The 14,331-nt window shown below is 68.2% G+C and carries 18 protein-coding genes; 16 read left to right on the top strand and 2 right to left on the bottom strand.

The genetic code is table 11. The annotated features are described in order from the left end of the window. Positions 1-45 precede the first annotated feature (45 nt). Genes ABLE53_RS13500 through ABLE53_RS13470 form a run of 7 tightly spaced genes read left to right on the top strand, consistent with a single transcriptional unit; the run spans position 46 to position 6,215 of the window. A complete protein-coding gene (locus ABLE53_RS13500) occupies positions 46-759 on the top strand; it encodes a type II secretion system F family protein (RefSeq protein ID WP_348859473.1) in 714 nt (237 codons plus the stop codon). Continuing rightward, positions 756-1,658: a type II secretion system F family protein gene (locus ABLE53_RS13495; RefSeq protein WP_348859472.1), complete on the top strand. Its 903-nt coding sequence runs from the start codon at positions 756-758 to the stop codon at positions 1,656-1,658. Before ABLE53_RS13500 ends, ABLE53_RS13495 begins: the two co-directional genes overlap by 4 nt. Positions 1,659-1,690: 32 nt before the next feature. Beyond that, positions 1,691-1,897 (top strand): hypothetical protein, encoded by a 207-nt coding sequence (locus ABLE53_RS13490; RefSeq protein ID WP_348859471.1) that lies wholly within the window; start codon positions 1,691-1,693, stop codon positions 1,895-1,897. Continuing rightward, positions 1,866-2,306 (top strand): TadE family protein, encoded by a 441-nt coding sequence (locus ABLE53_RS13485; protein WP_348859470.1) that lies wholly within the window; start codon positions 1,866-1,868, stop codon positions 2,304-2,306. The genes ABLE53_RS13490 and ABLE53_RS13485 overlap by 32 nt, the downstream gene beginning before the upstream one ends. After that, entirely contained in the window at positions 2,303-2,725 is a 423-nt protein-coding gene (locus ABLE53_RS13480; RefSeq protein WP_348859469.1) for a TadE/TadG family type IV pilus assembly protein, read from the top strand. Before ABLE53_RS13485 ends, ABLE53_RS13480 begins: the two co-directional genes overlap by 4 nt. After that, on the top strand, positions 2,722-3,156 hold the full coding sequence (locus ABLE53_RS13475) for a TadE/TadG family type IV pilus assembly protein (protein WP_348859468.1): 435 nt from the start codon (positions 2,722-2,724) through the stop codon (positions 3,154-3,156). The genes ABLE53_RS13480 and ABLE53_RS13475 overlap by 4 nt, the downstream gene beginning before the upstream one ends. Beyond that, positions 3,153-6,215 carry a LysM peptidoglycan-binding domain-containing protein gene (locus ABLE53_RS13470; protein ID WP_348859467.1) on the top strand — a complete coding sequence of 1,021 codons (3,063 nt, stop codon included), beginning with the start codon at positions 3,153-3,155 and terminating at the stop codon, positions 6,213-6,215. The genes ABLE53_RS13475 and ABLE53_RS13470 overlap by 4 nt, the downstream gene beginning before the upstream one ends. A 128-nt stretch (positions 6,216-6,343) precedes the next feature. On the opposite strand, the gene ABLE53_RS13465 is transcribed toward ABLE53_RS13470, so the two are convergent. Further along, positions 6,344-6,805, bottom strand: coding sequence for a GNAT family N-acetyltransferase (locus tag ABLE53_RS13465; protein ID WP_348859466.1), 462 nt, complete (start codon positions 6,803-6,805; stop codon positions 6,344-6,346). A 259-nt stretch (positions 6,806-7,064) separates the two neighbouring features. Between ABLE53_RS13465 and ABLE53_RS13460 the strand changes: the two genes are divergently transcribed. The 7 genes from ABLE53_RS13460 (at position 7,065) to ABLE53_RS13430 (ending at position 12,299) form a co-directional block, all read left to right on the top strand. Beyond that, positions 7,065-7,277, top strand: a complete 213-nt coding sequence (locus ABLE53_RS13460; RefSeq protein ID WP_348859465.1) for a hypothetical protein — start codon at positions 7,065-7,067, stop codon at positions 7,275-7,277. 119 nt (positions 7,278-7,396) lie between these two features. Then, the gene (locus ABLE53_RS13455; protein WP_348859464.1) at positions 7,397-8,302 is read left to right on the top strand and encodes a bifunctional DNA primase/polymerase; all 906 of its coding nucleotides are present in this window, start codon (positions 7,397-7,399) and stop codon (positions 8,300-8,302) included. After that, positions 8,299-8,655, top strand: a complete 357-nt coding sequence (locus ABLE53_RS13450; RefSeq protein WP_348859462.1) for a hypothetical protein — start codon at positions 8,299-8,301, stop codon at positions 8,653-8,655. Before ABLE53_RS13455 ends, ABLE53_RS13450 begins: the two co-directional genes overlap by 4 nt. Next, the gene (locus ABLE53_RS13445) at positions 8,652-9,479 is read left to right on the top strand and encodes a serine/arginine repetitive matrix protein 2 (protein WP_348859461.1); all 828 of its coding nucleotides are present in this window, start codon (positions 8,652-8,654) and stop codon (positions 9,477-9,479) included. Before ABLE53_RS13450 ends, ABLE53_RS13445 begins: the two co-directional genes overlap by 4 nt. Next, entirely contained in the window at positions 9,472-10,458 is a 987-nt protein-coding gene (locus tag ABLE53_RS13440) for a ParB N-terminal domain-containing protein (RefSeq protein WP_348859460.1), read from the top strand. Before ABLE53_RS13445 ends, ABLE53_RS13440 begins: the two co-directional genes overlap by 8 nt. A 47-nt stretch (positions 10,459-10,505) precedes the next feature. Beyond that, positions 10,506-11,174: a hypothetical protein gene (locus ABLE53_RS13435; protein ID WP_348859459.1), complete on the top strand. Its 669-nt coding sequence runs from the start codon at positions 10,506-10,508 to the stop codon at positions 11,172-11,174. Between the two features lie 6 nt (positions 11,175-11,180). Then, entirely contained in the window at positions 11,181-12,299 is a 1,119-nt protein-coding gene (locus ABLE53_RS13430; protein WP_348859457.1) for a C40 family peptidase, read from the top strand. A gap of 8 nt (positions 12,300-12,307) precedes the next feature. Here ABLE53_RS13430 and ABLE53_RS13425 read toward each other — a convergent pair whose 3' ends face one another. Beyond that, a complete protein-coding gene (locus ABLE53_RS13425) occupies positions 12,308-13,558 on the bottom strand; it encodes a hypothetical protein (protein WP_348859455.1) in 1,251 nt (416 codons plus the stop codon). Positions 13,559-13,700: 142 nt separating this feature from the next. Between ABLE53_RS13425 and ABLE53_RS13420 the strand changes: the two genes are divergently transcribed. Together ABLE53_RS13420 and ABLE53_RS13415 are read left to right on the top strand one after the other, a co-directional pair. Then, positions 13,701-13,985, top strand: a complete 285-nt coding sequence (locus ABLE53_RS13420; protein WP_348859454.1) for a DUF6112 family protein — start codon at positions 13,701-13,703, stop codon at positions 13,983-13,985. A gap of 31 nt (positions 13,986-14,016) precedes the next feature. After that, entirely contained in the window at positions 14,017-14,325 is a 309-nt protein-coding gene (locus tag ABLE53_RS13415; RefSeq protein WP_348859453.1) for a DUF6112 family protein, read from the top strand. The last annotated feature ends 6 nt before the right edge of the window (positions 14,326-14,331 follow it).

The following is a 14,331-nucleotide window of genomic DNA, read 5'->3' as shown; positions in this document are numbered from 1 at the left end:
ACACGGCCGAGCCGTCCGCGATTCGCCGTCACCTCGCGTACCCGCATGCTTCTCCTCGCCGGGCTCGGCCTCGGGGTTCTCGGCTGGGTCGTCACCGGCTGGGTGCTCGCTCTCGTGATCGCCCCGGCCGCCACGCTCGGGCTGCCGATCCTCCTGGCCGCTCCCCCGGCTGCGACCCGGATCAACCGCCTTGAAGCCATGGAGGAATGGACCCGATCCCTGGCGGGCGTGCTCACCGTCGGCATCGGGCTGGAGCAGGCGCTGGTGGCCACGCTGCGCTCGACCCCGGCACCGATCAACAGCGAGGTGACCCGGCTCGTGATCAGGCTCCGTGCTCGCTGGGACACCGAGACCGCGCTGCGAGCATTCGCCGACGAGCTCGACGACGCCACCGGCGACCTCATCGCGGCCAACCTCATCCTCGCAGCCCGCCGCCGCGGCGCAGGCCTCTCGAGCGTGCTCGAAGGTCTCGCTGAATCGGTCGCGGCCGACGTACGCGCACGCCGCCAGGTCGAGGCGGACCGCGCCAAGCCCCGATCGACCGCTCGGTGGGTCACCGTGATCAGTGCCAGCGTTCTCGTCGTACTCGCCCTATCCGGGAGCTACGTGAAGCCCTATGGCAGTCCCATCGGCCAGGTGATCCTCGTCGTGCTGTTGGCGGCGTACGTCGCGACGCTCGTCTGGATGCGCCGCATGGCGAGCGGCAAGCCGCTACCGCGATTCCTCGACCGACGCCCCGAAGCGAGGCTCCTGCCATGATCACCGGACTGCAATTGGCGATCGCGTCCGGCGGACTCATCGGGCTCGGCCTGACACTCCTGATCGCGCGCCTGTTGCCGGTCGAGCCTGACCTGGCTGATGCCCTCGACCGGGTGGCCGCCACACGCCATCGCTCGGCGATCAACGTCCCGGCAGCCCACACCGGCAAGGAACGGCTCGGACTCTGGGGACTTCGGGTCCTTCCGTCCGGCCTGTGGGCTCGCACGCCGACGCGGGAACTCGCCCTGCTGAGGATCTCGACCGTGCATTTCTATGGCGAGAAGCTCACCTTCGCCGGGCTCGGGCTGGTGATCCCGCCCGGCCTCACCACGCTGTTCAACATCGTGGGCCTCAGCGTCCCGCTTCAGATTCCCGCGCTCGCCTCGCCCGTGATGGCCATCGTCATGTTCTTCATCCCGAACTACAACGCTCTCGACGACGCGAAGAAGGCGCGGCTGGAGTTCGCCCGTGCGCTCGGCGCCTACATCGACATGGTCGCCCTGGAGCGCAACAACGGCGTCGGCGTACGCCAAGCCATGGAGACCGCGGCCGAGGTCGGCGACTCCTGGGTCTTCACTCGACTCTCCGAAGAACTCATCAGATCGCGCTGGTCCGGCCTGCCGCCCTGGGACGCCCTGCACACCTTGGCAACGGAGCTCGGACTCCCCGAGCTCGACGACTTCGCCGACATCATGCGCCTTTCGGGCGAGGAAGGAGCCGGCGTATACGCCACCCTGCGCGCCCGCTCCGCCGCCATGCGCACGGCGATGCTCAACGACGAGATCGCCCAAGCCAACGCCGTCGGCGAACGCATGACCATCCCCGGCTCCTTGCTCGGCGTCATCTTCATGGCTCTGCTCGTCGCCCCCTCACTGCTTCGCATGTTCACGGCCTCGTGACACGGAAGGACACCCACCCAGGAGGAACCCAGATGTTGAAAGCACTCGTCCTGCTGCAGATCGCAGTACTCCACCTCTCCGACGACCTGCGCGACCGCCTGCGGGCGGCGTCGCGCAGCGAGCGTGGCTCGGTCACCACCGAGCACGTGCTGTGGGCCGTGGCGGTCATAGCGATCGTCGGCATCGTCGTCGCAGCCATCACCAGCTATGTCACGAAGCAGTCCGGCAACATCAAGTAGCCGCAGGAAGCTTGGGCGGCGCGGTGAGCGGGGCTCGGTCTCGATCGAGCTCGTGATCCTGCTGCCTGCGCTCTTCGCGGTCATGTTCCTGGGGATGCAGGCCGCGCTGTTCTACCACGCCCGCACGACTGCCATCGCGGCCGCGGAGGAAGGCGCCCGCGCGGCTGGCGCCGAGCACGGGCGCTCCTCGGACGGCGCCGCCGCGGCCAACGCCTTCATCCACGAAGCGGGCGGGGACGACGTACTGACCAACACCGGGACCACCGTCTCCCGGACGGCCACAACGGCAACGGTGACGGTCACCGGGTTCAGCCTCAGCGTCATCCCCGGCTGGCACGTCCGCATCACCCAGACCGCCACCGAGCCGGTCGAGCGCCTCTCAGATCCCACCGCAGCCGGTGCGCCGTGAGGCGCCGCGACGAGCGAGGGTCGGCGGCGATCGAGGCAGCGATCGGCGTACCGGCCTTCGCGCTGTTCGTCGGACTCATCATCTTCGGCGGACGCACCGCAACCGCCCACGAAGCACTCCAGACGGCAGCCTCGGCAGCCGCCCGGTCAGCCTCCCTCGCGCGCGACGGTCGGACCGCGCAGGCGGAGGCACAGAACGCGGCTGCCGCGAGCATTACCAACCAGCACCTCCACTGCGCACAGGTCGACGTCACCGTCGATACCTCCGACTTCGCCAAGGCCCCCGGGGAGCCAGGAACCGTCGCGGTCACCATCTCCTGCCACCTCGACCTGTCGGATCTGGCGGTGCCGGGAGTCCCAGGATCCCGGGTGCTGACGAGCACGATGTCCAGCCCCATTGACACCTGGCGCGAGCGATGAGCCCGACACAACTGCGTGAGCGGAGCGAACGCGGATCGATCACCGTCTGGCTCGCCTTGAGCAGCGTCGCGATGATCTTCCTCGTTGGTCTTGCGGTCGACCTCGGCGGACAGGTCCACGCCCACGAGCGCGCCCACGACCTGGCAGCCCAAGCCGCCCGCGCCGGCGGCGAGGAGGTAAACGGGGGCCCCGCCATTCAGGGCAGCGGCCTCACCATCAACCCGGCCGCCGCACGCGCCGCGGCCCAGAGCTACCTCGACCAAGCGGGGGTCAGCGGGACGGTCACGGTCACAGGCGGCAACACCATCACCGTGACCGTCCACGACAGCTACGACCCGCGCTTCCTCGGACTGATCGGCATCCACCGTCTCGACGTGACCGGCACCGCCTCAGCACACCTCATCCGCACCCTCGGAGGTAGCCAGCAATGAGCACACTCACCACTCGGCTCCGGGGCCTGGCAGCGACCCTCGCGCTCGTCGCCTTCGTGCTCGGCGTGCCCGCGGTTCTCCTCGCCATCCACGCGATCCCCGACCCAGCCGAGTTCTCCTGGTCGCGGGTCACCTCACCGGACGACGGGACGCTGGCCCTGCAGGTGATCGCGATCGTCTGCTGGATCGCCTGGGCGATCTTCACCTGCCAGCTCATCGCCTCGATCATCTCCCGGATCCGCGGCATGCGGGCTCCGCGCCTACCCGGACTGGTTGTACCGCAACTCGCCGCCGACCGTCTCGTCGCAGCCGCAGCCCTCTTGTTCGTCGCCGTCCCGACCGTGACCGCACTTCTGCCGCAACCCAGGGCCGAGGCGGCGGTCACCGCGACTCCCCTACCCGCTGCCCCAGTGGCTACCGCGCCTGGGGCGGCGCAGGCAGCCGCAGAGGTGGTCACGCATCATGCTGCGCCGACGAAGCAGGAACCGGCGACCGAGCGCTACACCGTCAAGCGCGGCGACAGCCTCTGGAAGATCGCGGAAGAACACCTCGGCGACGGCACTCGTTATGTCGAGCTCCTCAACCTCAACGAACCCGTCCTCGGCGGCCGGCCCGACTTCCTCATCCCCGGCACCATCCTGAAGGTTCCCGTTCCGGAGGTCACACCCGAGAGCGAGTACGTCGTCCAGCCCGGTGACACGCTCTCGGAGATCTCGGAAGAGGAGCTCGGCGATGCCAACGCGTATCCCGAGATCTTCGATGCCTCTCGGGCAACGATCCAGCCGGATGGCGAACACCTGACGGATCCCGATCTGATCCGCCCCGGCTGGCAGCTCACGATCCCGGAGGCAGCTTCTCCGCCCCAGGCCACGCCGCCGAAGCACCGTGACCCGGTACCGCCGCGTACGCCGCAACAGCGCCCGTCGGCGGCCGATCCAGGACCGTCAATCAGGCTGCCGCAGGCGCCTGCAGATCAGACCACGGAGGTCGCCGCGACCCAGTCGGCGTCCGACCTCCCGAGCTGGGTGCTGCCAGGTCTCGCCGGCGGTGGTGCGGCCTTCGCCGGTGCGTTGCTGCTTGTTCTTCGTCAGCATCGACGCACGCAACTGCGGTATCGCCGGCCTGGTCGCATCATCGCTCCCCCGCCTCGTGAGCTCCGCCCCTCCGAGAAGAGTGCACAAGCCTCGGGATCCATCACCGCGCCGCAGATCGAACACCTCGATCGAGCGCTCCGCGGCCTGGGTGATCCGAGCACCAGCTGTCCCCGCGTCGCTTCAGTCACGCTCGCTTCGTCCGAGATCAATCTGCGCTTGGCAGCTCCCGCTGAACTCTCGCGGCCATGGACGGGGTCAGGGGCCGACTGGACCCTCGGACTGGAGAGCGTGCCGGCCGAACGGCCCGGCACCGTGGCGCCGTACCCCTTGCTCGTCAGCGTCGGAATGGCCCAGCAGGGCGGCTTGATCTTCGTGAACCTCGAGGAACTGCGCTCGGTCGTGCTGGTCGGTGACACCAACCGTGCAGAAGCGCTCGGGCGCCACATCGCGGCAGAGCTCTCACTCAACCCGTGGTCTCAGCTCGTCGAGATCGACACCGTCGGCATCGGGCGAGAGCTTGCCGACATCGATCCACTCCGCCTTCACCTCCACGCCGACAGCGACACCGCGTTCCTCGACCGACTCGCAGCTGACCTCGAGGCGAGCGACGCGACAGTCGAACCTGACCGGTACCGCGCTCTCATTGCCGCGTCACGCACGAGCGACCCAGAACCCGTACGCCGAGTCGCGAAGGTCGTCACCAGCTACGCCGGTCGAGCGGGCGCAGCCGTCATCACAGTGGATGGTGAACCAGACGCTGCCACCACCGTCTTCGAGCTCACCTCCGATGGACGGCTGAAGGTCGCCGACCTCGGGCTCGACCTCACCGCCGCCGGGCTCACGGCCGAGGAGGCGCAGGCCTGCGCCACCCTCGTCGACCTCACCCGCGATGCGGTCGAGAGCAACGTGCCCCAGCTCGACGACCCGACAACGCCGAGCGACGCCGGGGGCGCGCTGACAGCGGCGTACGTCGAAGCACGGCCCAAAGAAGAGCGCGCCGGCAACCGATCACTCCTCCCCGACCAGACCGCGACCTACGCGGAGACGAGCGCGACCACGACCGACGACGTGGAGATCCTCGCGCCGCTTGCCACCGCTGCCGCCCGCACGGCCGTCCGCGACGACGACCCTCGGCTCGACGAAGACCTCGCGCGCTGGGAATCGTCCGTGCTCGTCGCCCCGAAGTTGACGTTGCTCGGGCCCGTCACCGCCAGGACCACCGGCGACGCCAAGCAGGTCGCCAAGCGCCGACCCTTCTACGTCGAACTGCTCGCCTACCTGACACTCCACCCGAACGGAGTGACCGCGTCCGAGGTCGCGGATGCCTTCGGGATCACCAAGGAACGCGCACGGACCGACCTCAGCATCCTCCGCCACTGGCTCGGCGAGGATCCGCGCACCGGCGAGCCCCATCTGCCCGACGCCCGGGCACAGCGCGACCGGGCCGACCGCGGTGCCGTCTACGCGACCAATGGGGTGCTCAACGACCTCGATCTGTTCCGACGGCTCAGGAGCCGCGGCCAGGCCGAGGGAGAGAAGGGGCTGGACGATCTCGTCACAGCGCTGAGCCTCGTGACCGGCGAGCCGTTCTCGGAGCATCGTGGAACCGGATGGGGGTGGCTCCTCGACGGCGAACGGACCGACCACATCATGACGTGCGCAATCGTCGACGTCGCCCACATCGTGACGACCCACGCCCTCGCGACGAACCAACTCGACCTGGCCCGGTTCTCGGCCGAGACCGCCTACCGTGCGGCACCGTACGACGAGACCAGCAGGCTCGACCTCATCGACGTGGCTGCTGCCACGGGCCACTCTGGCGCCGCCCAGAAGCAACTGGTCGACGATGTGCTCAACCGATCCGACGACGGCCTCGGACCGATCGAGATTCCCGATCGCACTGCCGAGGTCATTCGCCAGCGTGGATGGCCCGCAACCGAGACTCATCGCGAGCGTCGGGCCTAGACCGTAGACGCACCACGTCGAATGGGTCGTTTTGTTGACACAAACAAGCTCTGACCTGCACTGATGCATTTCTCTCCGAGGAGGCGCACGGGCTTCGCGCCCCGACAAACCTGGCGGCCTTGCGTCCGTCATAGCTGCAACTTGAAACCAATGTGCGAGCCCATGAAACCCAATCGCTCGTAGAAGCGGTGGGCATCGGTGCGGGCCGAATCCGAGGTGAGTTGCACAAGTTGGCAGCCCTGGCGCCGGGACTCGTCGACAGCCCACGCAATGAGCTGGGCTCCAAGGCCATGCCCGCGCTCGGAGTTGTGGATCCGCACGCCCTCGATGATGGACCGGGTCGATCCTCTGCGGGACAGTCCTGGAACGATCGTGAGTTGCAGGGTGCCGATAATTTCGCCGCCACGATCGGCGACGACAAGTAGTTGGTTCGGATCGTTTTGCAGCCTCTCGTAGGCCGATCTGTACGGCGCCAGATCATCAGGCGACTCGCGGATGGCACCTAGCGCGTCGTCCGCGAGCAGGGCAACGATGGCTGCAATGTCGTCCTGTTCGGCGCGACGGATTCCTATAGCGGTCACGATCGGCATGCTTCCAGACGTCCCCCGGAAACCGGAGTGCACCCACGAGGGGCGTCGTCGGGCCACTGCGAGATCGCGAGACGGACACGGGGATCGATGGGTTCTTGGGCAGCCACCGCCGCACACTCGCTGCTGGAGTGTCACCACCAAGACCCACCGAAGCGTCACCAATGTCCTGATGCAGATTCGTCACCGATGTCCTGAGACATGACACATCCCCAACCGGCACATCTTGACCCACGTACGAACAAATGTTCGACTTGGTCGCATGGCGACATCCGGGGAGCAGCAGTACATGGCGGGCTACAACGCTGGCCGCACGACATGCCTGCGAACCGGCTCCTCGGAGGCCGGCCGGAGGTGGCTCGAGATCGAGGCGCGCGCCAAGGACTCGGCATACATCGCGGGTTTCGAGTGGGCGCTCTGGGACTACGACGATGCGAACGGCATCCGGCCCGCAGCCCAGCGCAACATCGGATGATCGTGTCGTTCCGACGACTTAGGGAACCCACCTGACCTGCGGAAACGCAACGTTCCTCCTCGGATACCTCCTCCTTGGACGTACAAACTCGGTAACGCTCCGAGGCCAGCCTCGGATGCATGTTCGATCCGAACGACCCAGTCCCTCACTGGACGACCAGCACGATGCGCCAAGTCGCGTTGGAGCCGACTCTTGCGGACGCGGCGCTGCGGTACGCGAACCTCGGCGTACCGGTATTTCCCTGCGTCCCGGGTGGCAAGCAACCCCTGACGCCGAACGGATTCCACGACGCGACGTCGTCAGCGCGCGTGGTGCATGCGTGGTGGCAGCGCACCCCCGACGCGAACATCGGCCTGCCTACAGGCGCGGTGACCGGAGTGGTGGTCGTCGATATCGACGTCCACGGCGAGGCGAGCGGATTCGAGGCGTTCGAACGAGCGCGCTCAGCCGGGCGAGCGGAGGGTTGGGGCTGGTTGGTGCGCACGCCGTCCGGTGGCCTGCACGCCTACTACCCCGCCACGCCGGGCGTCGAGCAGCGGTGCTGGCAGGCACCATCTGCGCACATCGACTTCCGGGGCGACGGTGGATACGTCATCGCGCCGCCGTCGCGGATCGACGTCGGGGGCCGCGCGGCGACGTACGACGTCATTGCGGTCACCCACGTCCGCAGCCGCCCGCTCGACGCCACGGGACTGCGGCACTTCCTCGAGCCGCCTCGGCGGTTCCCACCACCCCGAGCACTCACGAGCATCGGCTGCAACCCCGACGCGCTGGCCGCGTGGGTCGCGCGCACCCCCGAGGGCGGCCGCAACTACAACCTGTTCCGAGCCGCCTGCCTGATGGTGAAGACCGGCCACTCCTTCAACGACACGGCCGCAGTCTTGGCCCCGGCCGCGCAACGGGCAGGCCTGCCCGACGCGGAGATCGACACGACGCTCCGCTCCGCACACCGACTGGCATCCCGGCTGGGCGCGCCCGCGAGCCGCCCGGGCCCTACCCAGCGGATTGAGGCGATCGGGCTATGAACACGCACGCCGAGTACCGCCGCCACGCGCACCAGGCCGCACCGGAGCCGCCGACGACCGCGGCGGCCGACTCCATCGCGAACCACCTCGCCGTCGGACGGGACCCTTCGGTGGCCTCGACGCCCACGCATGCGTTGACCACCGCGACCGGCAAGCACATCGCCTGGGTCCGTCCGACCGAGCTGCACACCTTCGCCAGCCCGATCATCGGGCGCGGCATCGATCTACACGCCGAACTCATGCGGCGAGCCAGACAGGGCCCGCGCCAGGCCAGCCGGGCCGCGCAGCGCCTCGCCCCAGCACGCCGCTCCCCCGCTCTCGACAACGCATCTCAGGAAGGAATCTCGCTATGAAGCAACCATTCGCAACCTCCGACGGTCTGCGGACCCTGCTCCAGCGTCTGCACAGCGCCGGGCCCGACGCCTGGCGCACGGACCCCGAGGCCGACGAGCTGATGCGGTTCGTGATCGAGAGGTACCGCCCTCTCGCCGCCAGCCACCACTGCTCACCGGAGGACGCAGCCCTGCCGGCCTTCGAAGCCATGCGAACCGACGCGGTCCGCCGAGCGAAGGATCCCTGGGCCGTGGTGACGCGCGCAGTCCAGCTGTCCCTCATGGCCGAGGAGATGAGCGGCGACCTGCTCTGCTCACCGTCCCGGACGTGGCGCAGCTCGGTACGCGGGCGGCCGCGAGTCGCCCGGTTCTGCGACACCGTCATCGATGGCATCGAAGTCCCGCCCGGGTCGAGCCTCCACGAGCAGCTCAGGGCCGCGCCGAGACGCGAGGATGCGGACGCACCCACCGAGGCCCTGGAGGCCTGCGACATGGCGGTCGCCCTGTTCGTCGCCCTCGGCTGGCCGCACGGCGTCATCCGCACCGCCGTCGAGTACATCGCAGACCGGCTCATCGCCTGCGGATCCCGCCCCACGGCCCACGCCTATCTTCGTCGCGACCTCAGCGCCCTCGCCGTACTCGACATCGATCGCAAGTGCTGGGTGATCCTGCTGCGGTTGCTGCTGGGCAACCCGAGCGACGACCTGCGCTACACGACAGCGGGCCGCGGGCTGCTGCTCCGATTCCTCATCGGCGAGCCCCTGGTGGCCTGCCTGAGTGATGAGCGTCTGATCGCGGAGATCAGTGGAGCCGTTCCTGCGCCGCTCGAGGTCAGCCATGCCTGAACAGAACGGCCACATCGACCTCGAGCGGAAGATCGACTCGATCACCATCGGCGTCAGGCACCGCCAGGACCTCGGAGATCTGGCGGCCTTGGCGGCGTCGATGGACACCCTCGGGATGCTCCAGCCCATCACCATCACCCCCGATGGGCTCCTCGTCTGCGGGAGGCGTCGACTGGAAGCCGCTCGCCATCTCGGCTGGCCGACGATCAAGGTCTGGGTCCGCAGCGGAATCTCCGGCGAGCTGACCTACCTCCTGGCGCAGCAGCACGAGAACTCCATGCGCAAGCCACTCTCGCCCCTGGAGGCGGAGTCGCTCTTCCGCGAGATCCAGAACCTACAACGAGAGGAAGCACGCCTGCGCCAGGAGGCGACCCGCTTCGGCGCACCCGAAGCCGAGGATGCACCCGGTGCCGGAGGCCCTCCGGCACCGCGAGGCGAAGGCGACACGAGGGCTCAGACTGCTCGACTCATCACCGGCACGCAGTCCTACCACCGGTTCGAACAGATCGGCTGGGTCCGCAGCATCGCCCACGACGAACGCCAACACCCCCAGGTACGCGAGCTCGCCGGCCGAGCGCTCGCCGCCATCGAACGAGGAGATCCCGTCGAACCGGCGTACAAGAAGATCCGCGCCGCGGTCGAACTCGCTCGTCACCCCACCGCGACGATCACCGATCCGGACGACGAGCTCGCGCAGCTCGCCGCGGAGGCACTGGCCCGGGTCCAACAGGCGAAGGCACGCAAGGGCCTGCGGGCCCTGCAGAACAAGCCGACCGGCTTGCCGCACTACCGCACGCTCCGATCCTTCATCCTCACCTGGACCGAGCTGGAGGGGTGGTCGAAGTTGTACGACGTCGAGGCGCTCGCGTCATCGCTCAGCGCCTCTGAATGGGAGCGGTTCGAGCGAGTCGTAGACGAGAGCGTGGAATTCGCCAAGCAACTCCGGGCCGTGCGCGAGGAAATGACGACGTCGGCGTAGGTCGTCCACCTCCTTGATGTCCCCTCACCGTGTTCATCGGAGCTGTGATGCGTGAACTCACCCGCCGCCAGGTCGCCCTCATCGCCACGGCGGTTCTCCTCACTGCCGCACTGATCGTCGGGGTCTACGGCCTGGTGACCGGGCCGTCGCCCAGCGGCGCCGAACCAGGGGGCCCGGCTGCCGTGGTCACCGCAGGACCCCGGATGGCCTCCGAACCCGTGGTCAGCGATCCGACGTCCGCAGCGATGCCGCGCACCAATGATCCGATCGCCTACGCGCGCGCCGTCGCCGCCGCGCTCTTCGACTGGGACACCGCTGCGGGCTTCCTCCCGGCCGACTACCAGGCACCCGTCCTCGCCGACGCCGATCCCTCAGGCGAGGAGACGCCCGGGCTCATCTCCGACATCGCGACCTACATGCCCACGGTCGATCAATGGCTCGACCTCGGCGCGATGAACGTCACCCAGACCCTCAGCGTTGGCTCCGCAGCAGTACCCGCCAGCTGGGCTACGGCCGTGGCGCAGGCTCACGGCGAACTGCGTCCCGGCACCACCGCCGTCACCATCGAGGGCACCCGTCAGCGCACCGGGATCTGGAACGGCGAAACATCGTCGACCTCGTCACCGGTGTCGTTCACCGTCTTCGTCGCCTGTGCCCCGGCGTTCGATCGGTGCCGGGTGCTGCGGCTCTCCCAGCTCGACAATCCGCTGCGGTGAGACACGGTGGGTGCCAAGAGCGTCGGCATCGGCACAGGTGCACTCGTGCTGCTGATGCCGTTCCTGTCCCTGCTCGGCATCGCCACGCTCCTGGCCCCATCCGCCGCCGGCTCGGCCGGATGCCTATTCGGACAGGACGCAGCGCCGATCGGTTCGCTCGGCGTCACCGGCGACGTGCCGACCAGCCTCGTCACGCAGAACGCCGCCGGTGAGACCGTCACATTGAACCAGCGCCAACTTGAACGCGCCGGTGCGATCGTCGCGGTCGGCAAGAGCGAGAACGTTCCCGCTCGCGGCCAGCTCATCGCGCTCATGGCTGCGCTCACGGAGTCCTCGCTGCGAGTGCTGTCGAACACGAATGCGTACCCCGGCTCCGGCTCGATACCCAACGACGGCGATGGCGGCGACCACGACTCCGTCGGCCTGTTCCAGATGCGCCCCTCAACGGGCTGGGGCGCACTCGCGAACCTGATGGATCCGGCCTGGTCCTCTCGCGCCTTCTACGGCGGACCACAGGGACCGAACCACGGCTCGCCACGCGGCCTCCTCGACATCAACGACTGGCTGACGATGGATCCGGGCGCCGCAGCCCAAGCGGTCGAGGTCTCGGCCTATCCCGATAGGTACGCCGTCAATCAGCCCGTCGCAGAGAAGGTGCTCGCGACACTGACTGGAGTAGCGCTGGACTCCGGTGCCTGCACCCAGGACGGCAACGTTCCCGCGAACCTGCCACCAGGATTCGCGGGCGCCTTGATCGCCGCCGCGGCCAAGGAGATCGGCACGCCGTACGTCTGGGGCGGCGGGACCTTCACCGGCCCCACCGGCGGAGGCTTCGACTGCTCCGGCCTGGTCCTCTACGCCGCCTACCAAGCCTCCGGCGGACGCCTCCGCCTCCCGCACTACACCGGCTCACAGATCACGATGGGCCAACGCATCACGTGGGCGGACAAGCAGCCCGGCGACCTGATCTTCTTCAGCTACCCCGGCGCCGGCGGCCCCCACCACGTCGCCATCTACGTCGGCGCCGACAAGATCCTGCAGGCGCCCCACACCGGCGACCACGTCCGCTACGGCACGATCAGCGAGTTCAGCGGCCAGGTCATGACGGTACGGCGGCTCAGCTGAGAGCCAGCTCAGTCGTCCGCCTCGCCGTCTTCCCCACGTGAGCGCCAACGCTCGGTGCGCTCCGCGATGCGATGTGAGACCTTGCCGGTTGTTGTCCTGGCCTTCGCCTTGGTCTCGCTACCGAAACGCTTTGCCGCGTCCACACGCTCAGCGCCGGAGGCGATGGCCTTCTCGCGGACCTCCGTCGCAGCGGTGCCCCAACGGCGGGCCTCGACGGTCGCGCGCCGCGCTTCGATGCCGAGCAATCCATGGAAATCGTCGAGGGCCCCTGCTGTTCGATCGGCAGCCTCGACGATCTCGGGGGACGTAGAAGGGTGAAGCAGCACCTTCGAGTTGGCCAGGCCTGCAGCCTCACCGAGGCGCTCGAGGAGCCGGTCGGTGCTACGTGAGATCGCAGCGCGCCGCTCCGCTCTGGCTGCCCTCAGTCCGCCCCGGTAGCCATCCAGATCTTCAGGTGCGGTCTCGAGTACGCGGTCAAGCTCCAGCACAGCGATCCCGTCCAGAAGTTGGAAGCAGCGCGCAAGGACTGCCAGCCACTCCCGCACCTTCGGCGCCACTTCTTTCGAAGCCTTGGCGAGGTCCCCGATCTTCGACTTGCCCTCGAGCTTCTTGGCGAGCGCGTCGAGCTGGAGCAGCGCATACGCCTGGGTGTCGGCGATGGTCCCGGACGCGGCTTGGATCTTCGACCAGGTGACCTCGTTGACTCGGCCGACGTGGCTTCGGAGCGTCATAGCCTCCTCGACCTGGAGACCCACCCCGATCATCTGAGCGACGACGGCGTCCTTCTGGGCCCGGAGCACGTCGTCGAGCTTCTCGTCGATCCGAGCGAGGTAATCGGTGATCTCCGCCATGGTCTGCTGCATCGCAAACTGCGCCATGATCCCGGCGCCCCCGGCCAGGAGTGCGGGATTCGCCGCCATCGCACCGGGACCCTTGGCGATCTGGATCCATCCCTTGATGTCACCCCGCGGACCGACCATCGCATGACTGACGCCGGGCGTCTTGGTCGGCGTCAAGCCGTACTTCTTGACCTTCGCAGCCGACTCCGCGGTCAGCTTGACCCAACGACCGGAGTTCGCGGCGATCTCGGAGCCCGCCTGCAGCCCGGCAGCGCCACCACCGACGACCTTGCTCAGACGCGGGAGCGCAAGCTCCTTTGACTCCATCTCCTCTTCTGCGAGGAATCGCTCGACTGCGCCCGGGTCGCCGATGACGGCGAGCCCATCACCATCACTGACCAGCTCAATCCCGGTGTTCACGCATAGCTCCTTTAACCGCGGCGACTCAACGATTGAAGGTTACGGGAGGCGGCCGACAGTTCACCGCCGTTCCAAGCAGGCTCGGTTCGATCCAGCAGGTGAGAAGGAGTCGACTCCGCGCTTCCCTGCGCACCTATCAGTCATGGAACAGTCGCGTCTCGCCGCCGTCGGTCCCAACTTCGGCGCCGTCAACGGTTCCGGGGACCTCCGAGCCATCGTCGGCGCCCTGCTCACCTACGGGCTGATCATCGCGGTGCTGATGCTCGTCGTCTGCTCAGCGACCTGGGCACTCGCCACTCACTCGGGCAGTTGGCATACCGCCCAGAAGGCGAAGACTGGTCTCTTCGTAGCGCTCTGCGGGGCCGCGCTGACCGGCGCCGCGCTGACGTGGGCCAACTGGCTGTTGGACCTCGGCGCCCACCTGTAAGACGTCCGCCCACGTCGACAGGAGAACCTCGATGTTCCACCTCCGCAACCCGGTCCTGGTGCCGCTCGACATCAGCATCGACCCCAACTCGAACGGCTTGCCCGGCATCTCCCAGCTGCGCACCATCGTCGGCGCCTCGATGACTGTCGGGCTCGTTCTCGCCGTACTCGCGCTGATCATCTCGGCGATCGTGTGGGCGCTGGGTGCGAACTCCTCCAATCCCCACCTCGCAGGTCGGGGGAAGCTCGGCGTCCTGGTCGCGCTCGGCGCCGCCGTCGTGTGCGGAGCGTCCGTGACCCTTGTGAACTTCTTCTGGAACGTCGGCCAGCAGGTCAGCTGAGGTCGG

This window comes from Nocardioides asiaticus, from assembly GCF_040049175.1.
Taxonomy (GTDB): Bacteria; Actinomycetota; Actinomycetes; order Propionibacteriales; family Nocardioidaceae; genus Nocardioides; species Nocardioides cheoyonin.
Note: the sequence above shows the minus strand (reverse complement) of the source record. Positions and strands in the feature narration are given on the sequence as shown.